Origin of the sequence: Photobacterium nomapromontoriensis, assembly GCF_050336815.1 — a bacterium.
Lineage (GTDB): Bacteria > Pseudomonadota > Gammaproteobacteria > Enterobacterales > Vibrionaceae > Photobacterium > Photobacterium nomapromontoriensis.
Map to the genome: position 1 here is coordinate 16,803 of NZ_JAKJSL010000028.1, position 25,668 is coordinate 42,470.

A 25,668-nucleotide genomic window follows, 5' to 3' on the forward strand; every position below is an offset into this window, starting at 1 on the left:
CTTCTTAACTTATAGCCATATCATCACTACCGTACCTGCCAGTAGGCAGGCCATCAACCAATGAATACGCTGATGATACTTATCATTCGACATTTTGCGGCGGATCACATCACCGAGCAGTGCCCACACAGAGACACCGACAAAACAGAGCATCAGTGATATTAACGTAAAAACCAATATGTACGCGTTCACAGGCTGATGATTAATGACAAATACACTCACCCCCGACATCGCCACCAACCACGCCTTGGGGTTGAGCCATTGTGCCAGCGCACCATGGGAAAAAGAGGGACGGAGATCCATCGCTTGTTGGGTGTTACTCACCTTAGCGCTCATGGCAATCTTAAACGCCATATACAGTAAGAACACCCCGCCAACGGCTTTTAGATAAGAAGTGACTTGTGGCAAATACTGCGCCACCACATCCAACCCTAGCCCGCACAATAACACCACGGTGGCGTACGCGATTGAGGTACCCAAGACAAAACTGACCGCGCGGCGATAACCCAGTTTCATGCCAACTGTTGCGGCAATAATGTTTACCGGCCCGGGAGAGACTGAGCCTACCAAGGCAAAAACACCCATTGCCGCCACTTCAGTAATCATCACTGATTTCCTTCATCCAAAAGAAAACCAGCTTACTCAGAAGCGGCAATGAGATATTGAACAAAATTGCATGTGATGACTGGTTTTCACGAGTCTACACATATCGAGAGCGATGAATAATGCCTCACGCAATCTTGCTTGATGGTTCCAATCAATCCCTATCAACGGTAAAGTACACGGCATATTTACCCTCCTCCTTTTGTCTTTCTCATGCTGCCGTATAGCCATGAGAAAACGTTATGAGCGGGAGGAGTCACAATGCAAGAATGAGTGTTAACCATGAATAATGAACTTGATATTATCGACAATCTGGAAGAACTGGCGCGCTTTCTCAAATCCATCGAAAATGGTGGCTTGGGTTTACAAAATGTAGAAGGGATTGGCATGGCGACCAATAACGCCGATGGCCGTCACTTTGTTGCCGTATTCGATAACAAGCAGCAGCTTCTGCTAGCACGCTGGGTCACCAAAGAAGTGTTCGACAACGGTAAAGACCTTGTACGTGGTGGCGCACAGCGCATGCACTAAGCAGCTCGGTTTTCGCTAAAAAGCGTAAAAGAATAACGCCATCCGCATTATGGGGATGGCGTTATTTTATATCCACGTTACCTCAAGGCGCAGGATTCAGAGTGAGCTTGGGTATATGGGCAAACCAACAAGCACTTCGCGATTTAAACGCCTAATTGAGAGATAAGGTCGCTGGCCGCCTGTCGGGGTGAAGCGGCATGGCAAATGGCAGAAACGAGCGCAACACCATCAACCTCCGTGGCAATAATGGCATCCAGATTGGACGGATTAATTCCTCCGATAGCAACAATGGGAAATGAACTCTCTCTCACGGCTTTAGCCAGCCCGGTAATACCCCACTCTTTCTTAATATTGGCTTTGGTTGGCGTTGAAAAAATCGCACTCAGGCCTAAATAATCCACGGGTAGCGATTCTGCCTCAATGAGTTGCTGTTCATCTTCGATCGATAACCCCAGAATTTTATGGTCACCAATTAACTGTCGCGCGGTGGCAGCGGGCATATCTGATTGACCTAAATGCACGCCGTCGGCATCGATCGCTAATGCGACATCGACCCGATCATTGATGATCAGGGGAACCCCAGTACCTTGTAAAAGTGCTTTCACGGCTAAAGCCCGCTCAATAAACACGCGTATATCACCCTGTTTTTCACGCACTTGCACCATGGTCACACCACCTGCAACCGCTTGTTCTACCACCCATTTTAACGTGGCAAGATCTTGCTGATCATCGGTGACTAAATATAATCGGTATGGATTCACACCGCTTTCTCCATTTCTACTGAATTCTATTTCTACTGTATCCTCATGACATTCACGCTCAGAGGGTTACGATAATTTTAAGCGCTGGACCAACGTCGCATCATCTAGCTGGTATAACGCATCCAGCAAATGAAGCTGTAAGCTGCCAGGCCCTTGTGACTGCTCTGCCGCGATTTCCCCGGCGACGCCAAGCACGGCGGCCGCTGCCAGTCCGGTATCGTCACCCACCGCGGCAAATGCTCCCGTTAATGCCGTCAAAGTGCATCCCATGCCTGTCACATACGGCATCATGGCATGACCATTGTGTAACCGGGTATACCCTTCACGGGTCACGATAAAGTCGGTTTCACCAGACACCACGACGTTGCACTGATAAGCGTTAACCAGATATTGAGCGGCACCGAGCGCAGCATCACTGCTATCAAGCGCATCGACGCCCTTGCTTTGGCCTTTATCACCGGCTAATGCAATGATTTCAGAGGCATTACCCCGGATAATCAATTTATTAGCAGCATTGGCAATCTGGCGGGAAATTTTAGTGCGTAACGCGCTGGCCCCGCAGCCGACAGGATCAAGCACCACTAACTTCTTTTTGAGGTTAGCCTGCTCAACAGCAAAGGCCATCCGCGGCGTCCATACACTGTCTAAGGTGCCAATATTAATCACTAATGCGCCGGCAAACCCCATCATCTCCGCCATTTCATCACTGGAATGGGCCATGATTGGCGATGCACCTATCGCCAACAGAGCGTTGGCGGTGTTATTCATCACCACATAGTTGGTGACATTCACCACCAATGGCTTTTGCTGACGAACGGCATTGAGCGCCGCAACAATGCTGTTTACTTGCTCATTATCTACTTGCATACTTTTCCGTCCTTCATCGCATCTAAGCCTTGCTGCCAAAACGCAATCTCCATGCGGGTTGCAGTTCTGAACACCTCGATCACATTACGTCCTCGCTGGCTATTGATATCAATGTCAGCCAATAACTCATCCAAATGGGCGGTACCACGTGCAACGCCTTGTTGAAATTCATCGCCGCTATAGAGCTGCACCCAACTTACAAAGGGGTTTCCTGTCCACTGAGTGTGCTGATCCGCAGCAAGATTGCGCCCAATTTCAGCATACCCCATTGAACACGGTGCTAATGCGGCATAGAGCTCAACAATGTCACCCGTCATGCCGGCATCTAACACATAACGTGTATAGGCCACCGTACCAAAATCTTCCGTTTCCGCTTCCAGATCAGATTCAGTCAGTCCCCACGGCCCGCAATAAGTCACATGGTGGGCAATTTCCGAGTCCAGCAGCGCATGCACACTCGGCAGGGCTTTACGCATATCCGCCAGAGTGCGTGCTTTGTAAATCGCCAACGCATAAGCACGGGCATATTGCTTGAGAAACAGAAAATCCTGCTTAAGGTAGTGCAGAAAACACGGTTGTGCTAATGTGCCTCGGGCTAATTGCTGCACAAACGCATGCTGGGTATAGGCATCCCATTCCTCATGGCATGCGTTAATCAAATCTTGATGATTCATAATAAATTCTCGGCGTTATTGAAGAGTCGGAACATAGTCTTTTGCTTTCGGTAACGTCTCGATGATGTGCTGTGAATACATAAATTGGGCGTAATCATCGTAACGTTTGAGGTCAACCGCCGCTGGGCGAAGCGCAAAACGGGTCAGGGTATCGTTCCACGCACGTTTATTGAGTTCGTTATCCAATGTATCTGGCGCGTATGCTGCAAACTCCAGCCATGAGGCTTGAGGGTGATTCACAATATACGTTGTCGCTTGTTCCAGAGCTTGATTGAAAGCGTTAATGGCGGCTTTATCATAGGTGTTGGCATTGGCGACAAACACCAATTCATCATACGCAGGTACGCCGTGCTCCTCTGGGAAGAAGGCTTTGGCCTGATACCCTTCTAAGGCCAGCTGGTTAGTTTCAAAATTACGCAAACCACCCCAAATGGCATCCACTTTGCCGGACGCTAGTGAAGACGACAGCGCCCAGCCGACATTGATGATTTTCACATCGTCGTAATTCACACCACTGGTTTTCAACATGGTGCCGATGGTGGCTTCTTCATTACCGGCAATCGCAATACCTATTTTCTTGCCTTTAAGATCCGCCAACGTTTTGATTTGATTATTATCCTTTGGGTTATCCAAGACCATCAAGGTATTGAGCGGTGTGGCAATCAAGGTCGCAGAGCGGATCAACGGTAAACCCGCCGCAACATCAATGGTCAGGTTAGGTTGATAAGTGATAGCTAAATCTATCTTATTCGCCGCCACCAGCTTGGGCGGCATACTTGGATCAGCCGGCTCTTGAATTTCCACATCCAGCCCGTGCTCTTTAAAATACCCTCGCTGCTCAGCAATCACGATTGGCCCGTGATTGGGATTCACAAACCAATCCAGCATTAAGGTCAGCGTCTTGGTTTCTGGTGCTGTCTTGGTTTCTGTTGCGGCCATCGCGTCAGTTGTGACTAAGGCATTCACTGACATCATGGCGGTAGCCAGTACAGTTGCGCGTAATACGGTTTTCTTATTCATTCAAAGTCCTTTGTTGTATCACAATTCCCAAGGGATCAGTTTTTTAAGCACTTGATCGGTCACGGAATACAGCGCGACAGACAATGCAGATAAAATAAACAGGGCAGCAAACATCTCGTCAATCATCATTCGGGCATTGGCCTGCAGCATCAGATACCCCAAGCCTTCACTGGAACCGACCCATTCCCCCGCCACTGCACCAATTGGCGCAATCACCACCGCGACCCGAAGGCCCGAGGCTAACGTCGGTAATGATGCGGGTAGCTGAATATGACGTAACATCTGCCACTTAGTCGCCCCCATGGTTTTAGCCAGATCGAGATAACCTAATGGCGTATTACGTAAACCGTCATAGCAACAAGTCGTCACGGGAAAAAAGATGATTAATGCGGCCATCACCACTTTGGATGCCATGCCATACCCAAGCCACAGCATCAAAACCGGCGCAATCGCAAACACAGGAATGGCCTGACTGGCGATCAACAGTGGCAGCAGCCAGCGTTTAACGGGTTTGAACAGCAACATTTGCAGCGCAAAAAACAATCCCATTGAGAGCCCAAGCAATAAACCGAGTAGTATTTCCTGCGCCGTCACCCAGGTATGCTTGAGCAACACCTCATGCCGCTGGATCAGGCGATCAAATACCTCAAAAGGCGTGGGCAAAATGAAGGCGGGCATATCAAAGATCACCACTACCGCTTGCCACAGGCCAATGATCACTAACGTACTGATGACTACTCGTGCCATCGGACTAGCAAGGCGTACTTTGTGATTATTCTGTCTCAATGCACCTGAATGCGGTGAGGCTAGGCGGGAACAGTGGCTTGTTGTGGTGGTAAATGTCGAAGGGGTCGTATTAGGCATAGTCTTGCTCCAACCGATCAATGATCGTTTGCTGCAATAGTGCGCATTCTGGATCAAACGTACGTGGTGTCGATGAACTAGGCAGGCACAGTGATTCAGCAGAGGCTGGCTGACCCCGCATGATATAAAGCTGATGAGCTAAACGCAGGGCCTCTTGGGGATCGTGGGTGATCAGCACAACGGTTTTATCGGCCAGTAACTCGCAGGCCAGATTTTGCAGCCGATAACGTGTCACGGCATCTAATGCAGAAAAGGGTTCATCCATTAATACCACTGGCTTATCTTGCAACAGGGTTCTTACCAGCGCGACCCGTTGCCGCATGCCGCCCGATAGCTGCTGGGGTAACGCCTTGGCGTGCTCAGCCAGTCCAACCTTATCTAATAACGCCAATGCTTTTTCTTGCTGATCAGCACTCGCCCGATCACCAAACTGAGTGCTCAGCATGACGTTATCTAATACCGACAGCCACGGCATCAACAGATCTTGCTGCGCCATATAAGCCACCTGATGATTGAGGTCGCACGCAGGCTCTATCATCAGCTCCCCCGACCACGTCACTTTGCCGCCAAGTAATCCCGCAAGGTATCTCAGAAGCGAGCTTTTGCCGCAACCGCTTCGACCGAGAATACAAGTCCAGCGCTGAGCGGGGATGTGCATATTCACCCCTTCCAGCGTCGCAACCTGACTGTCGTGATAACGAAGCGAACCGCCAGAAATATCAATACCGACGGACACGTTAGCGAACATTCGCGTGACCATCAAAGAAATGGTTAACCGGACCGTGCCCTTTGCCAATGTCGAGTTCGTCAGCATGCGCAATAGCCTGAGAAATATATTGCTTACCCAGTTCAACCGCCTGCTGCAAGCCGTTACCCTGCGCGAGATAAGAGGCTATCGCTGAAGACAAGGTACATCCGGTGCCATGCGTATTACGCGTATTGACACGTTTTGCACTGAACGGTACGACATCATCAGCGAAAATGAGCAAATCTTTACTGTTTTCATCCTGCTCTAAATGACCGCCTTTGAGCAGTACCGTATGCGCACCAAGCAAACGAAGATCGGTGATCATAGCCGTCATTTCTGCTTCTGTTGTTGGTACTTCGCTGCCAATTAGCGCAGCACCTTCAGGTAAGTTAGGCGTGATCACATCAGCCAGCGGCAATAGCTCCGCTTTCAGGGTGTTAATCGCCGATGCTTTCAATAGCAAATCGCCGCTAGTCGCGACCATAACCGGATCAACGACTAAGAACTGGGGGCGATATTGTTTAATTTTGGCGGCAACAACATGAATAATGTCAGCATCAGCCAACATACCGACTTTGACCGCAACCACATCTAAATCTGAAAACACCGCATCAAGTTGCTTTTCAACATGTTCAAGGGGGATGGGGAAAATGGCGGACACGCCCAGGGTATTTTGCGCAGTAATGGCGGTGATCACCGAACAGGCATAGCTGCCCGTGGCGGATATCGCTTTAATGTCGGCTTGGATACCCGCGCCACCGCCACTGTCTGATCCGGCAATGGTTAACACAATCGGGGTTGCTGCGGCATGAGAGTGGGGGTGAGAGGTAGAAGTTACGATAACGTCTGGCATAAAAGCTCCTATAGCTGGCGCGCTGGAACTTTTATCAAGCTGAAGATTTAAGCGGGAAAGAGATCAAATCGTCACAAGCAAGATGGATAGTTCCCTACGCCAGTATTAACTGAATCAGGTTCAACGGGTCTCGCAACATGCGATCTCAGCCTACTGGCCCCCCGACTATATATGCTGTGATAGTACCAAGTTTGAGTAAAAGAACAATATATCTTGCTGTATAGAATGTGGATTCTGTGGGTTATCGCATAATTAGTGTCCACTACTAATCACATGCAACAAAAGTACTGGCAGGGTCTAAATAAACGGCTTTTTTCCACCCTTGGGTTTCTGTAGTGATGTTCCACACATACGGAAACAGGGATAAAACTGAATAATGCAGATGGGCGGGCTTGCCCTTGGCATTACCGGTACTACCGACTTTACCAATGTGTGTTCCTTGCGTTACCCACCCAGTGGCGTTATCTGAAATCACACTTAAATGGGCATAATAGTAAATACTCCATTTCGGCCCTAGTATCGCAATAACATTGCCGCCTTTTGCTAGGGTACCGCTATACAGCACGATCCCACTGGTGGCCGCTACAACGGGTGTATCATTCTTGGCAAAGATATCAATGCCTTTATGCACCCCTGAACTGCCCCACGGCTCATACCAAAAGGTTTGATGGTTCCAATCATTACAACTCGCCTTATCGACGGGAATGAGAGAAGCCGCAGGAAAAACCAGACCAATAAAAATGACAATAAATGCGACTAAAAATACTTTTTTCACTGTAATAAATCCTTTCATTACAAGAGGGTTACCGCCAACACAAAGGGCTGAGCATACTCACTGTACTCAATACCAAAACACCCATGATTAATAGCGACTAGGCTTAAAATATCAGTCGACGTAATCATTTCATAGCGACGGTTCAATTTTTAGGCGCAGGGTGATTTTTATCGACACAATCTCATTGAACTCGATCACGAATTCATGCCAATATGGGTGTCCGCAAGGCATCATACAGGGAGTCCATGATGACATTGATACAAGCGGCGTTAACCGTTCCGGCTCATCTTCTACCGGGAGGGATTATTCCTCAAGCCGCACAATTTGGTTTCAAACGCATAGAGAAAAAACGCATAGAACAAAGCGCGCCCGTCGATCTGGTTCAGTTCACCTTCTCATCCCCTTCCCCGTCATTAAAAACCATGATTTTCGACCAGGCACTTGAACGCTTTCTGTGGCACTTTGCCAAGGGCACACCTTACCAAATCAATAAATCATTCAGTGACCCCAGTGCCAATGAGTGCCTAAGCTATCACTACCGTGATAACCAGTTAACCGAGCAAGCAATGCCTTTGGCAGACATCCTCAATGCCAAAAACCCGCATTAAAAATGCTACTTATTATCTTTAACTGGTACCCTACGACCGTTCAACATTCCCCAACATGCACAAGTTCAGTTGCCCCGTTATACCGGGGCTCTGAAGTGCGATCCCTATCACGCTTGCTGACGACCGTTACAAATATCCAGTAAAAGCTTGCTTTCTCTTCTATCGAACCTGCTCTCCTCTCCCTATATTGTCAGCATAAGGACTTTCCATGACAGGAGAAAAGAATGAGAGTGGTCGCGATTACAGCTTGCCCTACAGGCATTGCTCATACGTATATGGCAGCGGATAAACTAACCGAGACTGCTAAAAAACTGGGTATTAGCATTAAAGTTGAAACCCAAGGTGCGATGGGGATTGAAAACCGCCTTACCGAGCAAGATATCCAGCGGGCCGACATCGTCATTCTTGCCGCTGATATCAATATTGAACACAGTGATCGTTTTAAAAATCACCGTTGTATTGAGGTCTCCATTCAAGATGCATTACAGCAACCTCGTCATATCTTTTCTCTATGTCAGCAACAGTTAGCGAATTAATTACAGGCAGTTACCATGAAACATGAATTATCTTTCCGCTGTGAACTTCCCAATGGCATTCATGCGCGTCCAGCGACTCATCTAGAAAAAATCTGTCGCCAGTTTGCTTGCGACATCAGTCTAACTAACGGCCGTAACGGCAATACCGGCAACGCAAAAAGTGTGCTGGCACTTGTCGGTACGGACACCCTGCTAAACGACCAATGCACCATGACATTTGAAGGTTGCGATAGCCCGCAAGCCCATGAAGCATTAAGCCGATACCTCGCTGAAGAATTTCCACACTGTGATGAAGCCATAGAAACTATTGCTGACACTCACGCGGTGGTGCTACCGCAATCATTACTACGCCATTCTCCTACCTTGCTGCATGGAAAACGCTTAGCAACAGGGATTACAACGGGGGAATTAATCAGCTTCAGCCAAACTGAACTCAGCGTGTTTGCAACCGAAATTTGCGACAACGAAGCAGCCCGCTTTAGTCACGCCCATCAGCTTGTGGCCGATCAGTTATCAGCGGCCATAGAGCAAGCAGGTCAACTTGAAATTGATATTATTGCCGCTCACTTGGCGATCTTGAATGACAGCAGCTTTATCGAGGGTATTGAAGCCTTACTACCGACGAACTCCACCGCCAATGCTATTCTGGCAATGGTGGAGAAACTGTCGGCTCAACTGCAGCAATCTGCTAGTACGTACCTACAAGAGCGAGTTGTCGACATCAAGGACGTAGCAACCCAATTACTGATCGCCGCCTATCCCGATGTACCGTGTCAGCAAGATTTCACGTTAACCAAACCCAGCATCGTCATTGCTAATGATCTCACACCGAGTCAATTTCTCGGACTGGACAAAAACTACCTGCAAGGATTAGTACTGACTCACGCAGGCAGCACCTCGCACACAGTGATCCTTGCCCGAGCGTTCGGCATTCCAACGCTGTCTGGGATTGATATCAGCCAATGCGCCACCGCAATTAACTCTCGTGTTTACCTTGATGCCCAGCTGGGCGTCTTAGCCATTGATGCGAATGAGGGCGTCCAGCGATATTTTAATCGTGCGCTACTGCTTAACCAGAACCAACAAGAAAAACAGCAAGCTTTTGCTCATCAACAAGCTAGCACAGCTGACGGCCATTGCATTGAAGTAGCAGCCAATATTGCCTGCTCTATTGAAGCACCAACAGCCTTTGCCAATGGCGCAGAAGGGGTAGGTCTCTTCCGTACTGAAATGCTATTTATGGACCGCGATCAAGCACCATATGAAGACGAGCAGTTCCAGCATTACCGTGATGTATTAGAAGCTGCCAACAGCAAGCCGGTGATCATCCGTACCATGGATATTGGTGGTGATAAGCCGATTGATTACCTTAATCTGCCTCACGAGCACAATCCGTTTCTTGGCTACCGTGCGGTGCGGATCTACCCGCAATTTCTGGCTCTGTTCCATACTCAGCTTCGTGCAATTTTACGCGCCTCAGTGTATGGCAAAGCAAAAATCATGATCCCGATGATCCAAAGCATCGAGGAAATCCGCTGGGTCAAACAACAGCTCGATATTGTTAAGGCACAACTCGATAAAGAAGGAGTCGACTATTGCCGTCACCTTCAGCTAGGCATCATGGTCGAGGTGCCATCGGTGGCCTTTATCATCGATCAATTCTGCCAAGAAGTGGACTTTTTCAGTATCGGTTCAAACGATATGACCCAGTATCTACTGGCCGTTGACCGCGATAATGATCAGGTCTCGCATCTGTATAACAGCTTATCACCAGCTTTCTTGCGTATGTTACGTCAGGTGGTTGACACCGCTCATCAGCATGGTCGATGGGTGGGTCTCTGTGGTGAATTAGGTGCAGATACCAACGTGCTGCCACTGCTGGTCGGCGCAGGGTTAGACGAAATCAGTATGGGTGCACCCAAAATTGCCGCGACCAAAACTGCATTACATTCTCTGAATTATGCACACTGCCAGCAGCTATTTAACGATGCCTGTGCCTGTCCAACGATTGCGGATGTAACCGCCCTGCTTAATAGCGCGATGAATACAGAAAGCCCTAAATCGCTGCTCGACATTGAATGTGTCTTTAAACATGCAGATTTTGCCAACAAGGAAGAAGCCATTCAGGCGCTTGTCGGCAATCTAGGGATCACTAGCCGTACCGATGATGCATATAAACTGGAAGACGACATATGGGCTCGTGAAGCGGTATTCTCAACGGGCCTTGGCCATGGTTTTGCCATCCCACACACCAAATCAGCCAATATTCGCCATTCGAGTATCAGTATTGCACAACTCGAGAATCCGATTGACTGGCAGTCCGATTCCGGTGATGTCGACTTTATCATTATGCTGACCTTGAACCAGGATCAAGGTGATCAACACATGCGTATTTTCTCAAGCCTGGCCCGTAAGCTGATCCACCAAAGCTTCCGTGACAGCCTGAAAGCCTGTGACAGTGCCGCTGAAATCATTTCCCTACTACAGCAAGAGCTGGCGTTATAATTAATCCTTAAATAATCGCGGCACAGCTCTGTCTGTGCCCTTTTCTTTTAGGATTCTTAGTCACCAATTCTCTTCATCTTCGCTTGATTGCCAGCAAGCACTTGTGATCACAACGCTTCAACGACTTTCACAACCCTCTCGCCGAGATTTACGCCAACTGAAGCACATCATATACGGTCTATAATATTGCATTTTTACTGATACTAAATGATAAGCATTGTTATTACCATTAGCGAAAACTGGCACTGTTAGGCTTATCCCATGAAACGCAACATCAAATCCTTTGTTTTTACATCCCTTTTCACATCTGCACTATTCTCATTCAACGCATTTTCTGCTCAGTTTCCTGTCACCGTCACTGATGTAGCAGGTAGGCACATCACAATAGATCATCAACCTGAGAATGTCGCATTATCAGTGGGGCGTATATTCCCTGTGCTTGAAATACTCTATCAACAAGATGCTGCAAAACATCTCGTCGCGTGGGGTGACGATATGCGTATTTCAGCCCCCAGTATGTACGCGAACTATTCCAAGGCTTACCCTTCCCTCCTCAAGATAACCACTATCGGTAAGATTAAATCCGGTGAATTTGATGTGGAATCCTTCATCAATCTACCAACAAAACCAGATTTATTTATTGTGGATCTATCGAGTATCAAAATTGCACAAGACAAAGGCCTGTTAGATAAATTAGAACGAGCTGGTATTAACGTTATTGCCATTGATTTTAAAGAAGATCCACTCAATAACACCGTATCATCAATCAATTCACTCTCAAAAGCACTGGGCCGAGAACAAGAAGGTAACGCCTTTACCCGCTATTATCAGGCGCATGTTGATCATCTAAAAAGCACAGTTTCAGCGCTACCTGAATCAGAAAAAAACAAACGAGTATTTATAGAACGCGCGGCGGGCTACGGTAATTCCTGTTGCCGCACCTTTGCAACAGGCAATATGGGCACCTATATCCCCTTCCTTCATGCGATTAATGTTGCGGATAAACCCCTTAAAGGTGCGATCACTGGAAATATGTCACCAGAAACAGTGATCGTGTCACAACCGGATGTCTATATCATGTTAACCACAGGTTGGATTGATAAAAACGGAAATCCATCAAATGGCATTCCATTGGGATACGCGCCAACCAAGACACAAGCGATCAGTCAAGCCACCAGCAAGCTCATGGATCGCCACTGGATGCAGGCACTCAGTAGCTACCAGAGCAAAAATATTTATTCCATTTACATGCCATTTTATAACTCGCCATACAACTTAATCGCCATGGAATATTTCGCAAAATGGATTCATCCAGAACAATTTAAATCACTGCATCCTGAACACACCTTTGAAGAGATGCATTCACAATTCACTGGCCGGGCAGTATCCGGTACATTTGGCCAACAAAATAGCGCGGTAATGAAGTAATGGCTTCGGTGACTCGCGCGCTGGACGTGCATCATCGTCGTAGCCAAAAGAAAAATATTGCCCTTACGCTATTTCTACTGTTAAGTGTGATGTGCCTTCTCGCGGATATTATCATTGGGTCCCACGGTTTAAGCTTCAGTCAGGTGGTTAGTGGCGTTTTCGCTCCCTCACATAGCGATATTGCAACCCGCATCATTATCTGGGATATCAGAATGCCGATGGCATTAATGGCCCCATTGGTTGGCGGAGCATTAGCTCTGGCGGGAGCCCAGATGCAAACAACGCTCAGTAATCCACTGGCAGATCCGTATACCTTTGGCGTTTCTGCCGCAGCTGGCTTTGGAGCCTCACTGGTCATCACCAATGTCATCGCGATCCCTCTTATTCCGACAGAATATCAAGTGGCATGCATGGCATTTGTGATGTGTTTATTAACCACGTTTCTGATCGCGGGGATCTCATCGCTAAAACGCATATCAATTGAAGGCGTTATGCTGTTTGGTGTTGCTATCATGTTTGCCTACGACAGTCTGCTGACCATGATGCAATACATCGCCAGCGAAACTCAGCTACAAACACTGGTGTTCTGGCAAATGGGGTCGTTGGATCGAGGCAGTTGGGAAAAAATTGCTATTCTCGCGATCATGCTTCCAATCGTACTCGCTATCATGATGAATGATGCATGGAAATTATCCGCATTAAAAATCGGTCACGAACGCGCAGAATCCATGGGGATCAACGTAAAACGTCTACGCGTTAAAACACTACTACTGGTCTCGGTGATCACCTCGCTATCAGTATCCTTTGTCGGGGCCATTGGCTTCGTAGGGTTAGTTGCCCCACATATCACCAGAATGACAATCGGCGAAGATCAGCGATACTTCCTGCCCGCATCTTTCATTATTGGAGCCATTCTTCTCGAACTGGCATCAATTGCCAGTAAATCAATCATGGTCGGAACCATCCTCCCCCTCACAGTTGTGATGTCAATGATCGGGGTTCCTTTCTTTATCTTCCTGATCATTAAAAAAGGCGGTAAGTTCTAATGCAGCTTAAGATAAACCATGTCTCTGTATCGTTCGGCAATAAAATGGTGCTGGATGGCCTGTCGATCCCAGTCATCAAAGCCGGTGAAGTGATCGCACTGATTGGTAAAAATGGGGCGGGTAAATCCACTTTACTGAAGCAGATGACAAGTCCGCTACGATTACATCAAATAGATGCAACCCTAAATGATACGAAAGTATCAATCCATGACATCGGTTATTTACCACAAAACCATCAAATTAATGCCAACATCAGTGTTATCGAACTTTTGGTGACAACGCTTAATATCGGAAATAGATCTCTATTTACCAAAAAAAATAGTGTTGAACGCACGGTATCACTGCTTCAAGAGATGGAGATCGCTCATTTAGCGAATAAGCAATGTAACGTATTGTCTGGCGGGGAAAGTCAAATGGTCGGCCTAGCTCAAGCCGTCATTAATCAGCCTAATATACTGATCCTCGATGAACCGACGTCAGCACTGGATATGAGTAACCAGCTTAAACTACTGAACTATATTTCATGGTATACGCGACACTATAATGCGTGTGCAATAATGGTGATTCACGACTTAAATCTAGCCATACAGCACTCAAACAAAGTTGCTGCGATTCATGAGGGTAAATTGTTCGCCTATGGCCAACCTAAAGACATCATCACGTCCGAATTAATCGATACTTTATTTAATATTGACTCGCAGATCATTCATTTTGATGACAGGCCCATAGTCGTTATGAGCAAATAATCATACCTGCATGTTAAACGAATACAATCTTCTTCTATAAAACATTTCACAGCCACACAATAATTAACATCTTGTTTTGTCTCTTTTGTCATAAAGAGACAAAACCCTAACTATCCAAAAATAAACAATGAATATCTCATTTAATATTGAGAATAGTATGATCAGAATCAAAACATGATGCATATCACCTTCAAACATATACACCAAAATAACACTGAATGTTAGGATAACATACTATTTAACTTTCATTTATTTGGAATAATCATAATGAAAAAAGCAACGTTACTCATAAGTACATTGCTAACCGCTAGCCTTACCTCTGGGTGTGCAACTCAAACCCCTCAAGAAAATATAATAGAAAATCCGAATTCAATTCAAAAACAAGAGGAAGCTCAAAAGCAAGCAATTGACTCTTTACATCAAACAAAACCTAGCCTAAAGCGCAAAGTGGCCTTAGGCCGAATCACGAATGAAACTGCATATGGTAAATCACTACTTCGTGATGACAACAATGATGTCCTCGGTAAACAAGTAACAGATATGCTATCAAAGGCTTTAACCGAAAGTGAGAATTATCTCGTCTTTGAGCGTCCGGATATAAAACGTCTTGAAGATGAAGCTAACCTTACCGGTGAAAAATTAAACCTTGTTGGTGTTGATACATTACTTATTGGCTCCCTTACTGAATTTGGACGAAAGACAGTAGGAGAAAGCGGATTTCTATCCTCGACTAAAAAACAAATAGCGCATGCAAAAGTCGACCTACGCTTAGTTGACTCAAAAACAAGCCATGTCTTCTATTCATTTTCGGGTATTGGTGAAGCGACAACAGAGTCAGCGTCAGTGGCTGGATTTGGATCCAAAGCATCTTACGACGGTACACTAAACGATATTGCAATATCTAATGCGATTTCTGATGCTGTAAATAAACTGACTCAAGAATTACAAAAACGACCATGGAAAGCTGACATACTCGCTATAGAAGATGGATATGTATATATCAGTGGCGGTAAGAGCCAAGGTATTAAAGCAGGAATGAGCTTTGATATCATACAAGAAGGACGAAAAGTTAAATCGAAACAAACTGGTTTTATGATTGATTTGCCAGGAAAAAAGATTGCTGAGATAGAAGTTAAAGAAACATTTGGTGAAAATGAGACAAATGAAGGTGCTATATCAATTATTACTTCTGGAAACATTAACAATTATAGCTTAGAAACATTAAGTGTCATGGAGGAAAAATAATAATGAAAAAAAATATAATTACTGGTGTCCTATTTGCTTTTATTATTTCTGGTTGTGTTCAATTACCGACATCAACGAGTTCAACTGTTGACAGCCAAGCATCAATTTCATTTTCATCTGCCAGTGATAATATTGATCTATCTGAATATACTATTTATATCGATGGATTAAACATGGGTTCCGCAGATCAATATATAACAACCGAAAATGTCCTTCGTATCATCCCTGGTACTCATATCATTGAAATAAGAAAAAATAACGAAATAAAGACTAAAGAACAATTTTTTATCGGTGATGATGTAACTAAAGGATTTACAATTCGATGATAACATATAAAAAAATCTCACTTGGCTTTATTGTTTTACTATTATCAGGTTGTCAATCAAATACATTATACAATTGGAATAATTATGATGAAGGTATGTATAACTATTATCACGACCCGGTTGCATCAAAAGAATTTCCAGTAACCATTATTGAACACGTAAAAGAAGTTGAACTACAAGGACAAAAGCCGGCTCCAGGTCTGTGTGCAGAAGCAGGTACATTCCTTTTAAATTCAGGTAATATTTCACAAGCAATAGAATTATACAAAAAAGAAGCAACATATTGGCCAGAAAGTAAACCTTTAATGGACACATTAATCAACAACCTGTCAAAACGGATTTAAATAATGCCATCAAAATATTTTAAATTTTTCAGCATCTTATTTTTTACAGTGATTCTTTCTGCATGTCAGACGACAAAAGTAGAACGACAAACTGGTTTTGAACAGCATAAACCACGTTCTATATTGATATTACCTGTAGTTAACAACAGTGTAGATGTCGATGCATCACTGGCCGTTTACAGCTCTTTACCTGTTGTTTTAGCCGAAAAAGGCTACTATGTTTACCCAATAAACACAGTGAAAACAATATTAGAACAAGAAGGCCTATACGAACCAGCAGAGATCCACAAAGTTGACACAAAAAAAATGAGCCAACTATTTGGAGCTGATGCTATTTTGTATGTAACTATCAATAAGTGGGATACAACCTGGCTTTTATTGTCAAGCACGACTAGTGTAGACTTTAATTATGAATTCAAAGATAAAGATGGCAATACTATTTGGCAGACAACAAAGCATTTGGAATATACCCCACAAAATTCTTCATCAGGTAATTTAATCGTTGATCTAGTCAGCGCAGCCATTTCAGCAACTATCAATAGAATTGCACCTGATTATATGCCATTGACTCGTATGGCTAATTACCAAGTATTCTATCAAGATCCAAGCTCTTATCTTCCAAATGGTCCATATTTAACGAAAGAAAAAACAACAGAACTATAATTATAATCAATTAACATAAAGCCGCACCTTAATCAGTAAGGTGCGGCTTTTTATATAAACAGATACTATCGACAAATTACGCCGGTTTCACCATCGCCTTTATTCGGCTAAGCAGTGATACAACAATCAACACCACTGCCCCACTGAAGATACCAATGGCACCATTCACAACCATTGGGAGCATCATTGAGCCTCCCGGTACAACCGCTGCTTGCTGAGCAAGGTGCTCAAGCAACACATGGGAATTCGGAATGCTGTGAACTACGATACCACCGCCGACGAGGAACATTGCAATGGTACCGACCACAGCCAAAAACTTCATCAGATAAGGTGCCGCTTTTATTAATGCTTCGCCAATACCTTGCTTAAAAGTACCCGGCTGACTGTGTTGCACCATATATAGCCCAAGATCATCAAGCTTAACAATGCCCGCGACTAAGCCGTATACACCAAGAGTCATAATCAGTGCGATTATACTCACGACCACCACTTGAGTCATCATAGGGGCTCCCTGAACCGTACCCAAGGCAATCACAATGATCTCTGCCGACAAGATAAAATCCGTCCGAATCGCACCTTGTATTTTGGTACGCTCAAACTCAACCAAATCCTCTACACCATCCATCTGCTCAAGCATGTCAGATTCTTCAGGTCGATGAGAATGGAGAATTTTCTCCATTATCTTCTCAAAGCCTTCATAACACAGAAATAAACCGCCGAGCAGTAACATCGGCATGATTAACCATGGAGCAATAGCACTGATCACTAACGCTGCGGGTACCAATATCAGCTTATTACGTAATGACCCTTTAGCCACCGCCCAAACCACGGGGATTTCTCGCTCTGCCCGCACCCCAGAGACCTGCTGAGCATTCAGCGCTAAATCATCCCCTAAGACGCCTGCCGTTTTTCTTGCTGCTACTTTTGTCATCACAGCAACATCATCAAGCACGGTAGCGATGTCATCTAACAAGGTTAATAAACTTGCTCCAGCCACTTGGCACCTCAAATTTTTCTATTTATTGTTAACAGTAGCGAGTGCTGCCATTTTTGCCGAAAAACATGCAGCAATGAATATCACTCACTAAAATGTAACAAGATATTACCACCATTTATCTAGCTAGTTAGACATCTTTTATGGCGGATCATCAACATACCACTACTTTAGGGTACTTATTCATCTTCGCATTGCTTATTTTTTGCCCAATACATGTTCCAATGGCATTTGTTGCCCCTGACGTTGTTTTGACACGCATGGTGAAATAAACACTACAATTTGCACTTTCAGTATTCTAGTTATCCATTTTCAGGCCTAAACAATGAAGAAATATTTCCTTTGCCTTACCTTTTTAGCAACCCTGTCTTTAACCGGATGCCAGCTTACCCATATTGAAGGGGAACTTGACGGCGTGAATATTAAGGCATCAACCAATGAGAGCAGTAATCACGGACACGGTAATGGTAGCTTCTGCCCTCCAGGTCAAGCCAAAAAAGGCAACTGCTAACGACAACGCAGGCGATAGTCTGCGTTGCTTTATTCTGAATCACCGACTGATTGTGTAATACGCCCGGTTTATTTCAGCGTTTCTGAGTAGAAAAGCATTGTCTGGTCACTGGCCCCCAATAACTATCTGGGTAAATATCTTCAACAAAGTGATCATTGGTATAATCACCGATAGCTCTGCGCCAAAATGCGATCGCATGTTCCGCCCCTTCTATTTGTTTGCTTTCCCACTCTCCCGGCATCATCGTAAAGAGCTGGTGGGCAAACTGCTGACCCATACGGTTTTGTCGAAACACGGGCACCACGTAGAAATCACACACCTCATAATGCCCGGACGCCGTTTCTGCTATCGCCGCCAATCCGGCAGGAGCATTATCGATATACAGCAAAAAACCTTTTACATTGCCACCAATCACGGTATCCATCGCAAACAACCCGGCTTCATCCGGGGTTTTCTTGGTATATACCGAGAACTCCGCTTCATAGGGCTGACTTAAATGTAAATATACCGCCAGATTACTTTCATCGACGTTAACTATGTTCACGGAAACCTCCTCATGATTAACACTTTGCATTGCAACTCATCCCCTATTTGATCAAATAACAGAGAGCCCTACAAAGCCTAACACTGTTATACCCAAGTAACCTCAGCACACTCAATACATAATGAGAAACACATGCGAAAATTTACATAGATTTGTCTTAATCTCATCTCGCTAGTGGTAAGCTCTGCCTGTTGAACAGGGAGGATACATTCCCATCAATTACTGGCAAGCGATGATTGAGGGACTGATTTTGCAGCCTAGTCAAAAGCCTGCTTTATTCTATATTCTGATGCAGTAGAACTGATGAATACAAAAACATTGATCGCCACATTATGTCTGGGGTTGAGCCTGCTCGGGGCATCCAATCTGGCCCATGCCGATGACAAAATCACGCTAGGCCGTACCATTTTACTGGGTAAGAGTAATCATGGCGCAGAGATCCCGTTACTCGTCTGTCGTCGAGTGGATGCAATTCGCGTAAAAGCTGATCGCGACCTGCGTCTTGAGCGTGTAAAAGTGACCTTTAAAAATGGTGACACCAAAACCATTAACTTCTACCGTGCTCTGGACAAAAATAAGCAAACAGACTGGCGTAAATTTGCTTATACCCGTTGCGTGAAACATATTGAAGTATTCGGAAAAGCTGATAATTCCTCTGCGGGCGTACGTGTCTATGGCCGCCAGAAATAAGCGACATTAAATAACCAAATACAATAAAGCCCAGTAACGTCAACCTACTGGGCTTTTTGATAACGATTTAATGGATAAGTAATAAAAAGAAATAATATCGAGTGTACCGCTGTTATATTCCAGCCTCAATATTCAGCAATTCTTTTTTTGCCAAACGCATTTCAAAAACAATAAGCCCTAGTACTGCTAATGTAATTGCACTCAAGCTCAACAATAAAGGGGCTTTAAATCCATAATATTGCGATATTACCCCCATCAGACTTGTGCCCATCATGGTACCAATCAGCATCGCATTAGTACAAAAAGCGGAGGCTTTTCCAATACAATGAGGAGCTGCATCTTGCATCAGAGTAATACCTAGCCCCACAAAAATGCCGTAAAAAATACCATTAAGCAGTTGAAGCCCTAATAATGTAGGTAGCGCAGAAGTAAAATACATGCCACTGTAAAATATTGCCGCTAATATAAAACCAAATTGTAATACCCTTATTTTGCCAAAATCATTGGACCACTTTACCGCCAGCAGCATCGCAGGGATCTCAACGGCAGCCGTCAGCCCAAATAAAAATCCAGGGTAAGAGGTCGGTAATCCTAAGTCGCTGGTGATATAAAGCGGCATAACATTGTTGTAAGTCGTGTGCCCCATGTTAGCAAAAAATATCACCAAAGCCAGGATCCACAACTCTTTTGGCAGGTCATTCCCTGTTAACCGCCCCTTCCGCTCCACTGTCACGGGATCCACTACGGGCTCTTGCATGGAATACACCGCTATCGCAATCACAACGCATGCAATCCCGGCAGACAACATAAAATTATAGCGAAAACCCAAATGTTCCACTGACAGAAACGCTAATGGCGGGCCAAATATCCACAATAGAGAAACAGCGGACCGCATCTGTGAATTTAATTTTGTACTATCCGTACCTATCGTATCAGCATATTTTCTGATCATCGCAAGCATCAAGGGAATGGATGATGAGGCAACGGGCATCAGAAGACCCCCAATCACTAACGCATGCCAGAACTCACTGGCAACAGAAAAAGCGATAGCAGCGCCACATATTGCGGTGAGTGACAGAATAAATAGCTTTTTACTGGATACACCGCTATCAACCAGCCCTGTCAACTTTTGGCTGACCAGGATAGTCATCACTGATGTGACAGTGGTATAAACGCCAATTAAAGCCGGTGCCACATGTAACGATTTAACGAGAAACAAACTCATAATGGGAAGGATGAAAGCAAATGCTAATGCCGTCAGCCCGTTAGAAACAAAAATAATGCCTGACTGGCCACGAAACAATGCAAACCGACGATTTACCATACATCCATCTCTCCATGAGGATGACCACATCACCTTGAGCGGGCTAAAATTACGCTCAAGATTAATCAATTATCAGACTTATGCCTGCATTGTGTAGTGTACCTACAATATTTGGAGAATCGAACAAAGCTCAACACAAAATTGGATGCTTATCGAGGATCGTTATTGTCATCCGAAGCTTTATCATTCATCCCCAAATGCATTGCTCCTGCCATTGTCTTCCTTGAGTATTGATAAGCCTCGAACACCCCTTCCTCTCGATGGCCAGAGAGGTATAACACGCCATGCACGACTAGCATAAAAAACGAAATAATAATGACAAATATCGGTAGCAGGCCAAACGCATTCATATAAAACGCACCTAAACCTGCAATAAAGACTAATCCAGAAATTAACGCTATCGACTTACTGCGAGACGATGTATTCATGATAACTCACCCTTCCTGATGATATGTTTATCAAGACTACGCCAAGCGTCCTACCCGTACTTTGACATCGCCTGCAAAATGTCATTTATCCTAACTATCAGGATGGCTGCCGTCCACATTACGTAAACGGCATACGACTATCAGCAAATGGATATCTTTGACTTTTTCTCTCCGGCATTGCATTCAGAATAAATAAAGAAATATCGATTTTTACCCTTGCGCTTGGCTTCATACATTGCCATGTCTGCCTTATTCATCAATACATTGAGATCTTCCTCACTCTCAGTGAAGATATACCCCCCGATACTCGCGTTAATGGGATGAAAAACGCCAGGCGCAATTTCCATAGGCTGCCGTAACAACTGTAATAACGACCTCACGTAATGCTCCGGATTTTCCATCTGTTTAGGATGATGCAATAAAACAGCGAACTCATCGCCTCCTAAACGCGCCAACAAGGCATTGTGGCCGAATACCGCTTTCATCGCCGCAGCAGCTTGCTGAAGGGTTTGATCGCCAACAGCATGCCCGTATGCATCATTAATCCGTTTGAAATCATCCAGATCGATATAAATCAACCCTGCGGCTTTTCCGGCCTTCGCATTGGCCTTAAGCAAATTTTTAGCCTGATTCTGAAATGCAACACGATTAATCAGGCCTGTTAGACTGTCATTATGCGCCAGATAATTAATATGCTTATCATCTCTATAATTCCATAATTGATATCGTGCGATGAAGTAAGCCAACACAAGACTGAGTAATATACTCAACCCCATGAAGGTCTGATGACGTGAGAGCAAAGCAACAAAGTCTAGCTGCTTATTATAATCCGCATATGAGATGAGTTTCCACGCGGTCGCACCGTTGTCTGCAATATGAAATTCCTGAAAACAATAGGGATCTGACTGGCTTGCCGCCCCGACAGATTCGATAGTCATGATCCCATGGTCTGTTTCTACTTGCCCGGATCGTGTTGATTGGATTGTCTCTTTCAGGGCAGGAAATTGAGAGTAGATCGTCTCTGATAACTTAGACTTAAACATGAAAGCAAACTCAAGGTCTGGGTACTGATTATTAAACAAATAATAACCATCCCGGTTGATCATCATGTAGTTAGTACCACTGTCAAGGTTAAAGATATTCATCCCTTTCACTAGGTAATCAGCCAAATAATTGATGACAACCACCCCTCGCTTATCTCCTTTTTTATCATAGACGGCAAGAGCTAAGCGAATTACAGGTTTATAAGGGATCTCCAGTTTCCCATGTTCAATATTGAGATCCAACGGAGAGATATAGACTTTATTGCACTGCAACTTGAGTGCCTCAGTGAAATAATAACGGTGAGACTTATTCTGCAACTGTTCTTGTGGTACCACAATGGCTTGGCCATTCTTGAAATTAATCCGCACAATCTCATTACCGTTGATATCTAGGTAACGGATTTGATCGTATATTTCCTTTCTCTGACTCACTTGCTGCAACATTTTTCCCACTTGCTGCTGCAACCGTTGCTTTGATTCAGTATCAGGCAATGACTCAATTTGATAAATTTGTTGCAGACTAAGCAAATCCGCTAACAACACCGTTTCTTTAACAATAGAGCCCATCACCCATTCGATATACTCTTTTTTCCCTGCGAGTAATGCCTTTTGCTGAACTTTCACATTGCTTTTTCGCAGCTCCATTTCTGATAGCAAGTCGTAAGAAAAAATGGAAACAAAAATCGACACCAGCACTAGAAAAACAGCAACAAAGCGGAAAAAAAAGAACTTAATCTCGGAAATAGGAAGTTTTCTCATCCAACACGCCAAACTGATTTCAATAACAACAACTAGGCGATTATAATGAAGCTAATTACATATTGATAGAATGCCCAACAAGAATTTTCATCATAACGATAAATACTTACGATATACTAGGGATCAGTTTCGATTCTCTGCAGAACAAGCTATATAGCCAACCTTAGCATTGATTTCTAGGCAGCGTTCATTTCATTATGCATATAGCAAACTCGAATTGGTTATCATTGACGCTGATAGAAAGCCCCATTAACGACAAAAGCAATGGCATTATAGGTGAAAACATGCTAAGCACTGAACCTCTCATGTTCTGGATTTAGTGGATTCTGTTCTGATGATGACCACCGTTAATGTTCAGATACCGTCTCTAATAGATTTTTAGATATGGGTTAAACATTGCACGGTGAGAGCAGAGAACAGCTATTTATCAGCATAAAATGACTATATTTCACCAAGCTAACTCGGCATATTATAACCATTGAAGAGCCAAACCATTTAAGCTCTTCAAATAAAGTCAGACTTGTTACTTTATATTGAAAATATCGGCCACTTGATTATTAATACGTATATTATAGATAACTTCTATTAGCGATCGGCCAAATATGGTTTTCATGGGACGATAGTTATTAATATACCTATTATGTTGTTCATATTACTTCTCTTGGAGATTATGTAATGAGTATATCCAACGATCTATATCCAAATGCGTCTACACCACTCGAAAGAAAAGACAGTGGCGTACCCTATGTTCGTCCCGGCCTCCATGTTGAATCTTATAATGACTTCGATCCTCTCCGTCATGTTATTGTTGGTATTGCAGATAACCAACATATCCCAGAGGCCTGCCCGGCCAGTAATGAAAAAATTCCTGCTGACTCTCCAATGCGGGGTGGAAAAGCTGGCCGCCGAACTCAAGAGACGATAGATCGCGCCAATGAGTGCTTGAACGGCTTTGCTAAGCTACTGGAAGATCGCGGCATTATTGTTGACCGTCCGGGAGCGGTAGATTGGCATCAGCGTATCTCTACCCCTGATTTTACCATCAGCTCTGGTTTTGGTGTCATGCCGCCACGTGATTGCCTATTAACCATGGGTAAAAATATTATCATGGCACCAATGAGCTTCCGTAGCCGTTATTTTGAATATCTGGCTTATGTTGATTTGCTTCGTGAATATTTCGAATCCGATCCTAACTGCTTAATTGAACAAGCACCACGCCCTCGTCTTTCCGATGATAGCTTCCGCATGGATTATGTTGCGGCTTATGAGCACCTTTCTGATGCAGAAACTATGGCTCGTTCACTACGTAAAGAATACAGCACCAAAGAAACCGATATTCTTTTTGATGCTGCAGATGTGATGCGTTTAGGTAAAGATATCTTTGTTCAGCACGGGCTAACAACGAACTTGGCAGGTATTCACTGGATCAAGCGTAAGTATGAGCCACAGGGCTACCGTGTTCATACTTTAAGCTTTGAAGATAACCACCCAATCCATATTGATGCAACATTCTGTCCGCTTCGTCCTGGACTAATGCTGCTTAACCCCCACCGTCCATTGTTCAAGGGGCAACGCGAAATCTTTGAAAAGAATGACTGGCAGATTGTTGAAGCGGTTAACCCAGCTTGGGATACCCCACCACCACTATGCTACTCAAGTACATGGCTATCAATGAATACACTGATTATTGACCATAAAACAGTGTGTGTCGAAGCGTCAGAAAAAGCCCAACAAGAGCAATTTGATAAGCTTGGTTTTGACGTTATTCCTGTTGATTTGCGTGATGCTTACGCCTTCGGCGGCGGCTTACACTGTGCCACTGCGGATGTATGGCGTGAAGGTACATGTGAGGATTACTTCCCTAATCAATTTACAGGTGCACATAATATCAGCCACTGGGAGTATTAATTATTATAATATATCTCCTTTAGGACATTCTATGGATGGAAACAGTCCTAATTACCAATAAAAAACCGGAATCCACTTGGATTCCGGTTTTTTGTCAACAACTCAAGATTTATCTCTGTAAATGCACCTAACCGTGATCCAGTTCGTTTATTTAAGGATCGCCAAGAGATGACATTGGCGACTGAGTATCATACCCGTTACATACAACTATCTTTGTCATGTGCCGATCCCCTTATTTTTCAAATATCACGTTATGTCAGTATTCTAATGAAATTTGAGATACTCTCACTGTGATATTAAAATATTGAATTCAGCCAACTAGCT

The 25,668-nt window shown here is 44.5% G+C and carries 27 protein-coding genes, 1 pseudogene and 1 riboswitch; of the genes and pseudogenes, 14 read left to right on the forward strand and 14 right to left on the reverse strand.

Annotation, left to right across the window (positions count from 1 at the left end; all coding sequences use genetic code 11):
• Nucleotides 1-9: 9 nt before the first annotated feature.
• Entirely contained in the window at nt 10-606 is a 597-nt protein-coding gene (locus L4D12_RS11780) for a LysE family translocator (protein WP_428448037.1), read from the reverse strand.
• 279 nt (nt 607-885) lie between these two features.
• On the opposite strand from L4D12_RS11780, the gene L4D12_RS11785 reads away from it, so the two are divergent.
• Nucleotides 886-1,134, forward strand: coding sequence for a hypothetical protein (locus L4D12_RS11785; protein ID WP_428448038.1), 249 nt, complete (start codon nt 886-888; stop codon nt 1,132-1,134).
• A 143-nt stretch (nt 1,135-1,277) separates the two neighbouring features.
• Here L4D12_RS11785 and thiE read toward each other — a convergent pair whose 3' ends face one another.
• The 8 genes and pseudogenes from thiE to L4D12_RS11825 all read right to left on the reverse strand — a co-directional run bounded on the left by thiE (nt 1,278) and on the right by L4D12_RS11825 (nt 7,696).
• Nucleotides 1,278-1,895 (reverse strand): thiamine phosphate synthase, encoded by a 618-nt coding sequence (gene thiE, locus L4D12_RS11790; protein WP_428448039.1) that lies wholly within the window; start codon nt 1,893-1,895, stop codon nt 1,278-1,280.
• Between the two features lie 66 nt (nt 1,896-1,961).
• Nucleotides 1,962-2,762 carry a hydroxyethylthiazole kinase gene (gene thiM, locus L4D12_RS11795; RefSeq protein ID WP_428448040.1) on the reverse strand — a complete coding sequence of 267 codons (801 nt, stop codon included), beginning with the start codon at nt 2,760-2,762 and terminating at the stop codon, nt 1,962-1,964.
• Nucleotides 2,753-3,436 carry a thiaminase II gene (gene tenA, locus L4D12_RS11800; protein WP_428448041.1) on the reverse strand — a complete coding sequence of 228 codons (684 nt, stop codon included), beginning with the start codon at nt 3,434-3,436 and terminating at the stop codon, nt 2,753-2,755. Before tenA ends, thiM begins: the two co-directional genes overlap by 10 nt.
• Nucleotides 3,437-3,451: 15 nt before the next feature.
• Nucleotides 3,452-4,456, reverse strand: coding sequence for an ABC transporter substrate-binding protein (locus L4D12_RS11805; RefSeq protein WP_428448042.1), 1,005 nt, complete (start codon nt 4,454-4,456; stop codon nt 3,452-3,454).
• An 18-nt stretch (nt 4,457-4,474) separates the two neighbouring features.
• A pseudogene (locus L4D12_RS11810) lies at nt 4,475-5,197 on the reverse strand (ABC transporter permease); the annotation flags it as partial.
• Between the two features lie 115 nt (nt 5,198-5,312).
• Nucleotides 5,313-6,068, reverse strand: coding sequence for an ABC transporter ATP-binding protein (locus L4D12_RS11815; protein WP_428448043.1), 756 nt, complete (start codon nt 6,066-6,068; stop codon nt 5,313-5,315).
• Nucleotides 6,058-6,921, reverse strand: a complete 864-nt coding sequence (gene thiD, locus L4D12_RS11820; protein WP_428448044.1) for a bifunctional hydroxymethylpyrimidine kinase/phosphomethylpyrimidine kinase — start codon at nt 6,919-6,921, stop codon at nt 6,058-6,060. Before thiD ends, L4D12_RS11815 begins: the two co-directional genes overlap by 11 nt.
• 74 nt (nt 6,922-6,995) lie before the next feature.
• Nucleotides 6,996-7,095: riboswitch (TPP riboswitch) on the reverse strand.
• Between the two features lie 91 nt (nt 7,096-7,186).
• On the reverse strand, nt 7,187-7,696 hold the full coding sequence (locus tag L4D12_RS11825) for a M23 family metallopeptidase (RefSeq protein WP_428448045.1): 510 nt from the start codon (nt 7,694-7,696) through the stop codon (nt 7,187-7,189).
• A gap of 245 nt (nt 7,697-7,941) precedes the next feature.
• Between L4D12_RS11825 and L4D12_RS11830 the strand changes: the two genes are divergently transcribed.
• From L4D12_RS11830 to L4D12_RS11875, 10 genes are all read left to right on the forward strand, one after another.
• Nucleotides 7,942-8,304, forward strand: coding sequence for a hypothetical protein (locus tag L4D12_RS11830; RefSeq protein ID WP_428448046.1), 363 nt, complete (start codon nt 7,942-7,944; stop codon nt 8,302-8,304).
• 224 nt (nt 8,305-8,528) lie between these two features.
• Nucleotides 8,529-8,840 carry a PTS fructose transporter subunit IIB gene (locus tag L4D12_RS11835; protein ID WP_428448047.1) on the forward strand — a complete coding sequence of 104 codons (312 nt, stop codon included), beginning with the start codon at nt 8,529-8,531 and terminating at the stop codon, nt 8,838-8,840.
• 15 nt (nt 8,841-8,855) lie between these two features.
• A complete protein-coding gene (gene ptsP / locus L4D12_RS11840; protein WP_428448048.1) occupies nt 8,856-11,345 on the forward strand; it encodes a phosphoenolpyruvate--protein phosphotransferase in 2,490 nt (829 codons plus the stop codon).
• Between the two features lie 261 nt (nt 11,346-11,606).
• On the forward strand, nt 11,607-12,773 hold the full coding sequence (locus L4D12_RS11845) for a TroA family protein (protein WP_428448049.1): 1,167 nt from the start codon (nt 11,607-11,609) through the stop codon (nt 12,771-12,773).
• Nucleotides 12,773-13,819: a FecCD family ABC transporter permease gene (locus L4D12_RS11850; RefSeq protein WP_428448050.1), complete on the forward strand. Its 1,047-nt coding sequence runs from the start codon at nt 12,773-12,775 to the stop codon at nt 13,817-13,819. Before L4D12_RS11845 ends, L4D12_RS11850 begins: the two co-directional genes overlap by 1 nt.
• The gene (locus L4D12_RS11855; protein WP_428448051.1) at nt 13,819-14,565 is read left to right on the forward strand and encodes an ABC transporter ATP-binding protein; all 747 of its coding nucleotides are present in this window, start codon (nt 13,819-13,821) and stop codon (nt 14,563-14,565) included. Before L4D12_RS11850 ends, L4D12_RS11855 begins: the two co-directional genes overlap by 1 nt.
• 267 nt (nt 14,566-14,832) lie before the next feature.
• Nucleotides 14,833-15,810 (forward strand): CsgG/HfaB family protein, encoded by a 978-nt coding sequence (locus L4D12_RS11860; RefSeq protein ID WP_428448052.1) that lies wholly within the window; start codon nt 14,833-14,835, stop codon nt 15,808-15,810.
• 2 nt (nt 15,811-15,812) lie between these two features.
• On the forward strand, nt 15,813-16,136 hold the full coding sequence (locus L4D12_RS11865; RefSeq protein ID WP_428448053.1) for a hypothetical protein: 324 nt from the start codon (nt 15,813-15,815) through the stop codon (nt 16,134-16,136).
• Nucleotides 16,133-16,480 (forward strand): DUF4810 domain-containing protein, encoded by a 348-nt coding sequence (locus L4D12_RS11870; protein ID WP_428448054.1) that lies wholly within the window; start codon nt 16,133-16,135, stop codon nt 16,478-16,480. The genes L4D12_RS11865 and L4D12_RS11870 overlap by 4 nt, the downstream gene beginning before the upstream one ends.
• Before the next feature lie 3 nt (nt 16,481-16,483).
• Nucleotides 16,484-17,143 (forward strand): DUF799 domain-containing protein, encoded by a 660-nt coding sequence (locus L4D12_RS11875; RefSeq protein ID WP_428448055.1) that lies wholly within the window; start codon nt 16,484-16,486, stop codon nt 17,141-17,143.
• A 76-nt stretch (nt 17,144-17,219) separates the two neighbouring features.
• Here L4D12_RS11875 and L4D12_RS11880 read toward each other — a convergent pair whose 3' ends face one another.
• Complete coding sequence (locus tag L4D12_RS11880; RefSeq protein ID WP_428448056.1) at nt 17,220-18,140, reverse strand: DUF808 domain-containing protein; 921 nt, start codon at nt 18,138-18,140, stop codon at nt 17,220-17,222.
• A gap of 322 nt (nt 18,141-18,462) precedes the next feature.
• On the opposite strand from L4D12_RS11880, the gene L4D12_RS11885 reads away from it, so the two are divergent.
• Complete coding sequence (locus tag L4D12_RS11885; protein WP_428448057.1) at nt 18,463-18,648, forward strand: hypothetical protein; 186 nt, start codon at nt 18,463-18,465, stop codon at nt 18,646-18,648.
• A gap of 73 nt (nt 18,649-18,721) precedes the next feature.
• Here the strand turns inward: L4D12_RS11885 and L4D12_RS11890 are convergent, their stop codons facing one another.
• The gene (locus L4D12_RS11890) at nt 18,722-19,192 is read right to left on the reverse strand and encodes a GNAT family N-acetyltransferase (RefSeq protein WP_428448058.1); all 471 of its coding nucleotides are present in this window, start codon (nt 19,190-19,192) and stop codon (nt 18,722-18,724) included.
• A 303-nt stretch (nt 19,193-19,495) separates the two neighbouring features.
• On the opposite strand from L4D12_RS11890, the gene L4D12_RS11895 reads away from it, so the two are divergent.
• A complete protein-coding gene (locus tag L4D12_RS11895) occupies nt 19,496-19,882 on the forward strand; it encodes a DUF2541 family protein (RefSeq protein ID WP_428448059.1) in 387 nt (128 codons plus the stop codon).
• 112 nt (nt 19,883-19,994) lie between these two features.
• Here the strand turns inward: L4D12_RS11895 and L4D12_RS11900 are convergent, their stop codons facing one another.
• The 3 genes from L4D12_RS11900 to L4D12_RS11910 form a co-directional block, all read right to left on the reverse strand.
• On the reverse strand, nt 19,995-21,206 hold the full coding sequence (locus L4D12_RS11900; protein ID WP_428448060.1) for a sugar efflux transporter: 1,212 nt from the start codon (nt 21,204-21,206) through the stop codon (nt 19,995-19,997).
• Between the two features lie 149 nt (nt 21,207-21,355).
• Nucleotides 21,356-21,634: a hypothetical protein gene (locus L4D12_RS11905; RefSeq protein WP_428448061.1), complete on the reverse strand. Its 279-nt coding sequence runs from the start codon at nt 21,632-21,634 to the stop codon at nt 21,356-21,358.
• Between the two features lie 140 nt (nt 21,635-21,774).
• The gene (locus L4D12_RS11910; RefSeq protein WP_428448062.1) at nt 21,775-23,436 is read right to left on the reverse strand and encodes a cache domain-containing protein; all 1,662 of its coding nucleotides are present in this window, start codon (nt 23,434-23,436) and stop codon (nt 21,775-21,777) included.
• A gap of 675 nt (nt 23,437-24,111) precedes the next feature.
• On the opposite strand from L4D12_RS11910, the gene L4D12_RS11915 reads away from it, so the two are divergent.
• Nucleotides 24,112-25,344: a serine/threonine protein kinase gene (locus L4D12_RS11915; RefSeq protein ID WP_428448063.1), complete on the forward strand. Its 1,233-nt coding sequence runs from the start codon at nt 24,112-24,114 to the stop codon at nt 25,342-25,344.
• Nucleotides 25,345-25,668: the final 324 nt, after the last annotated feature.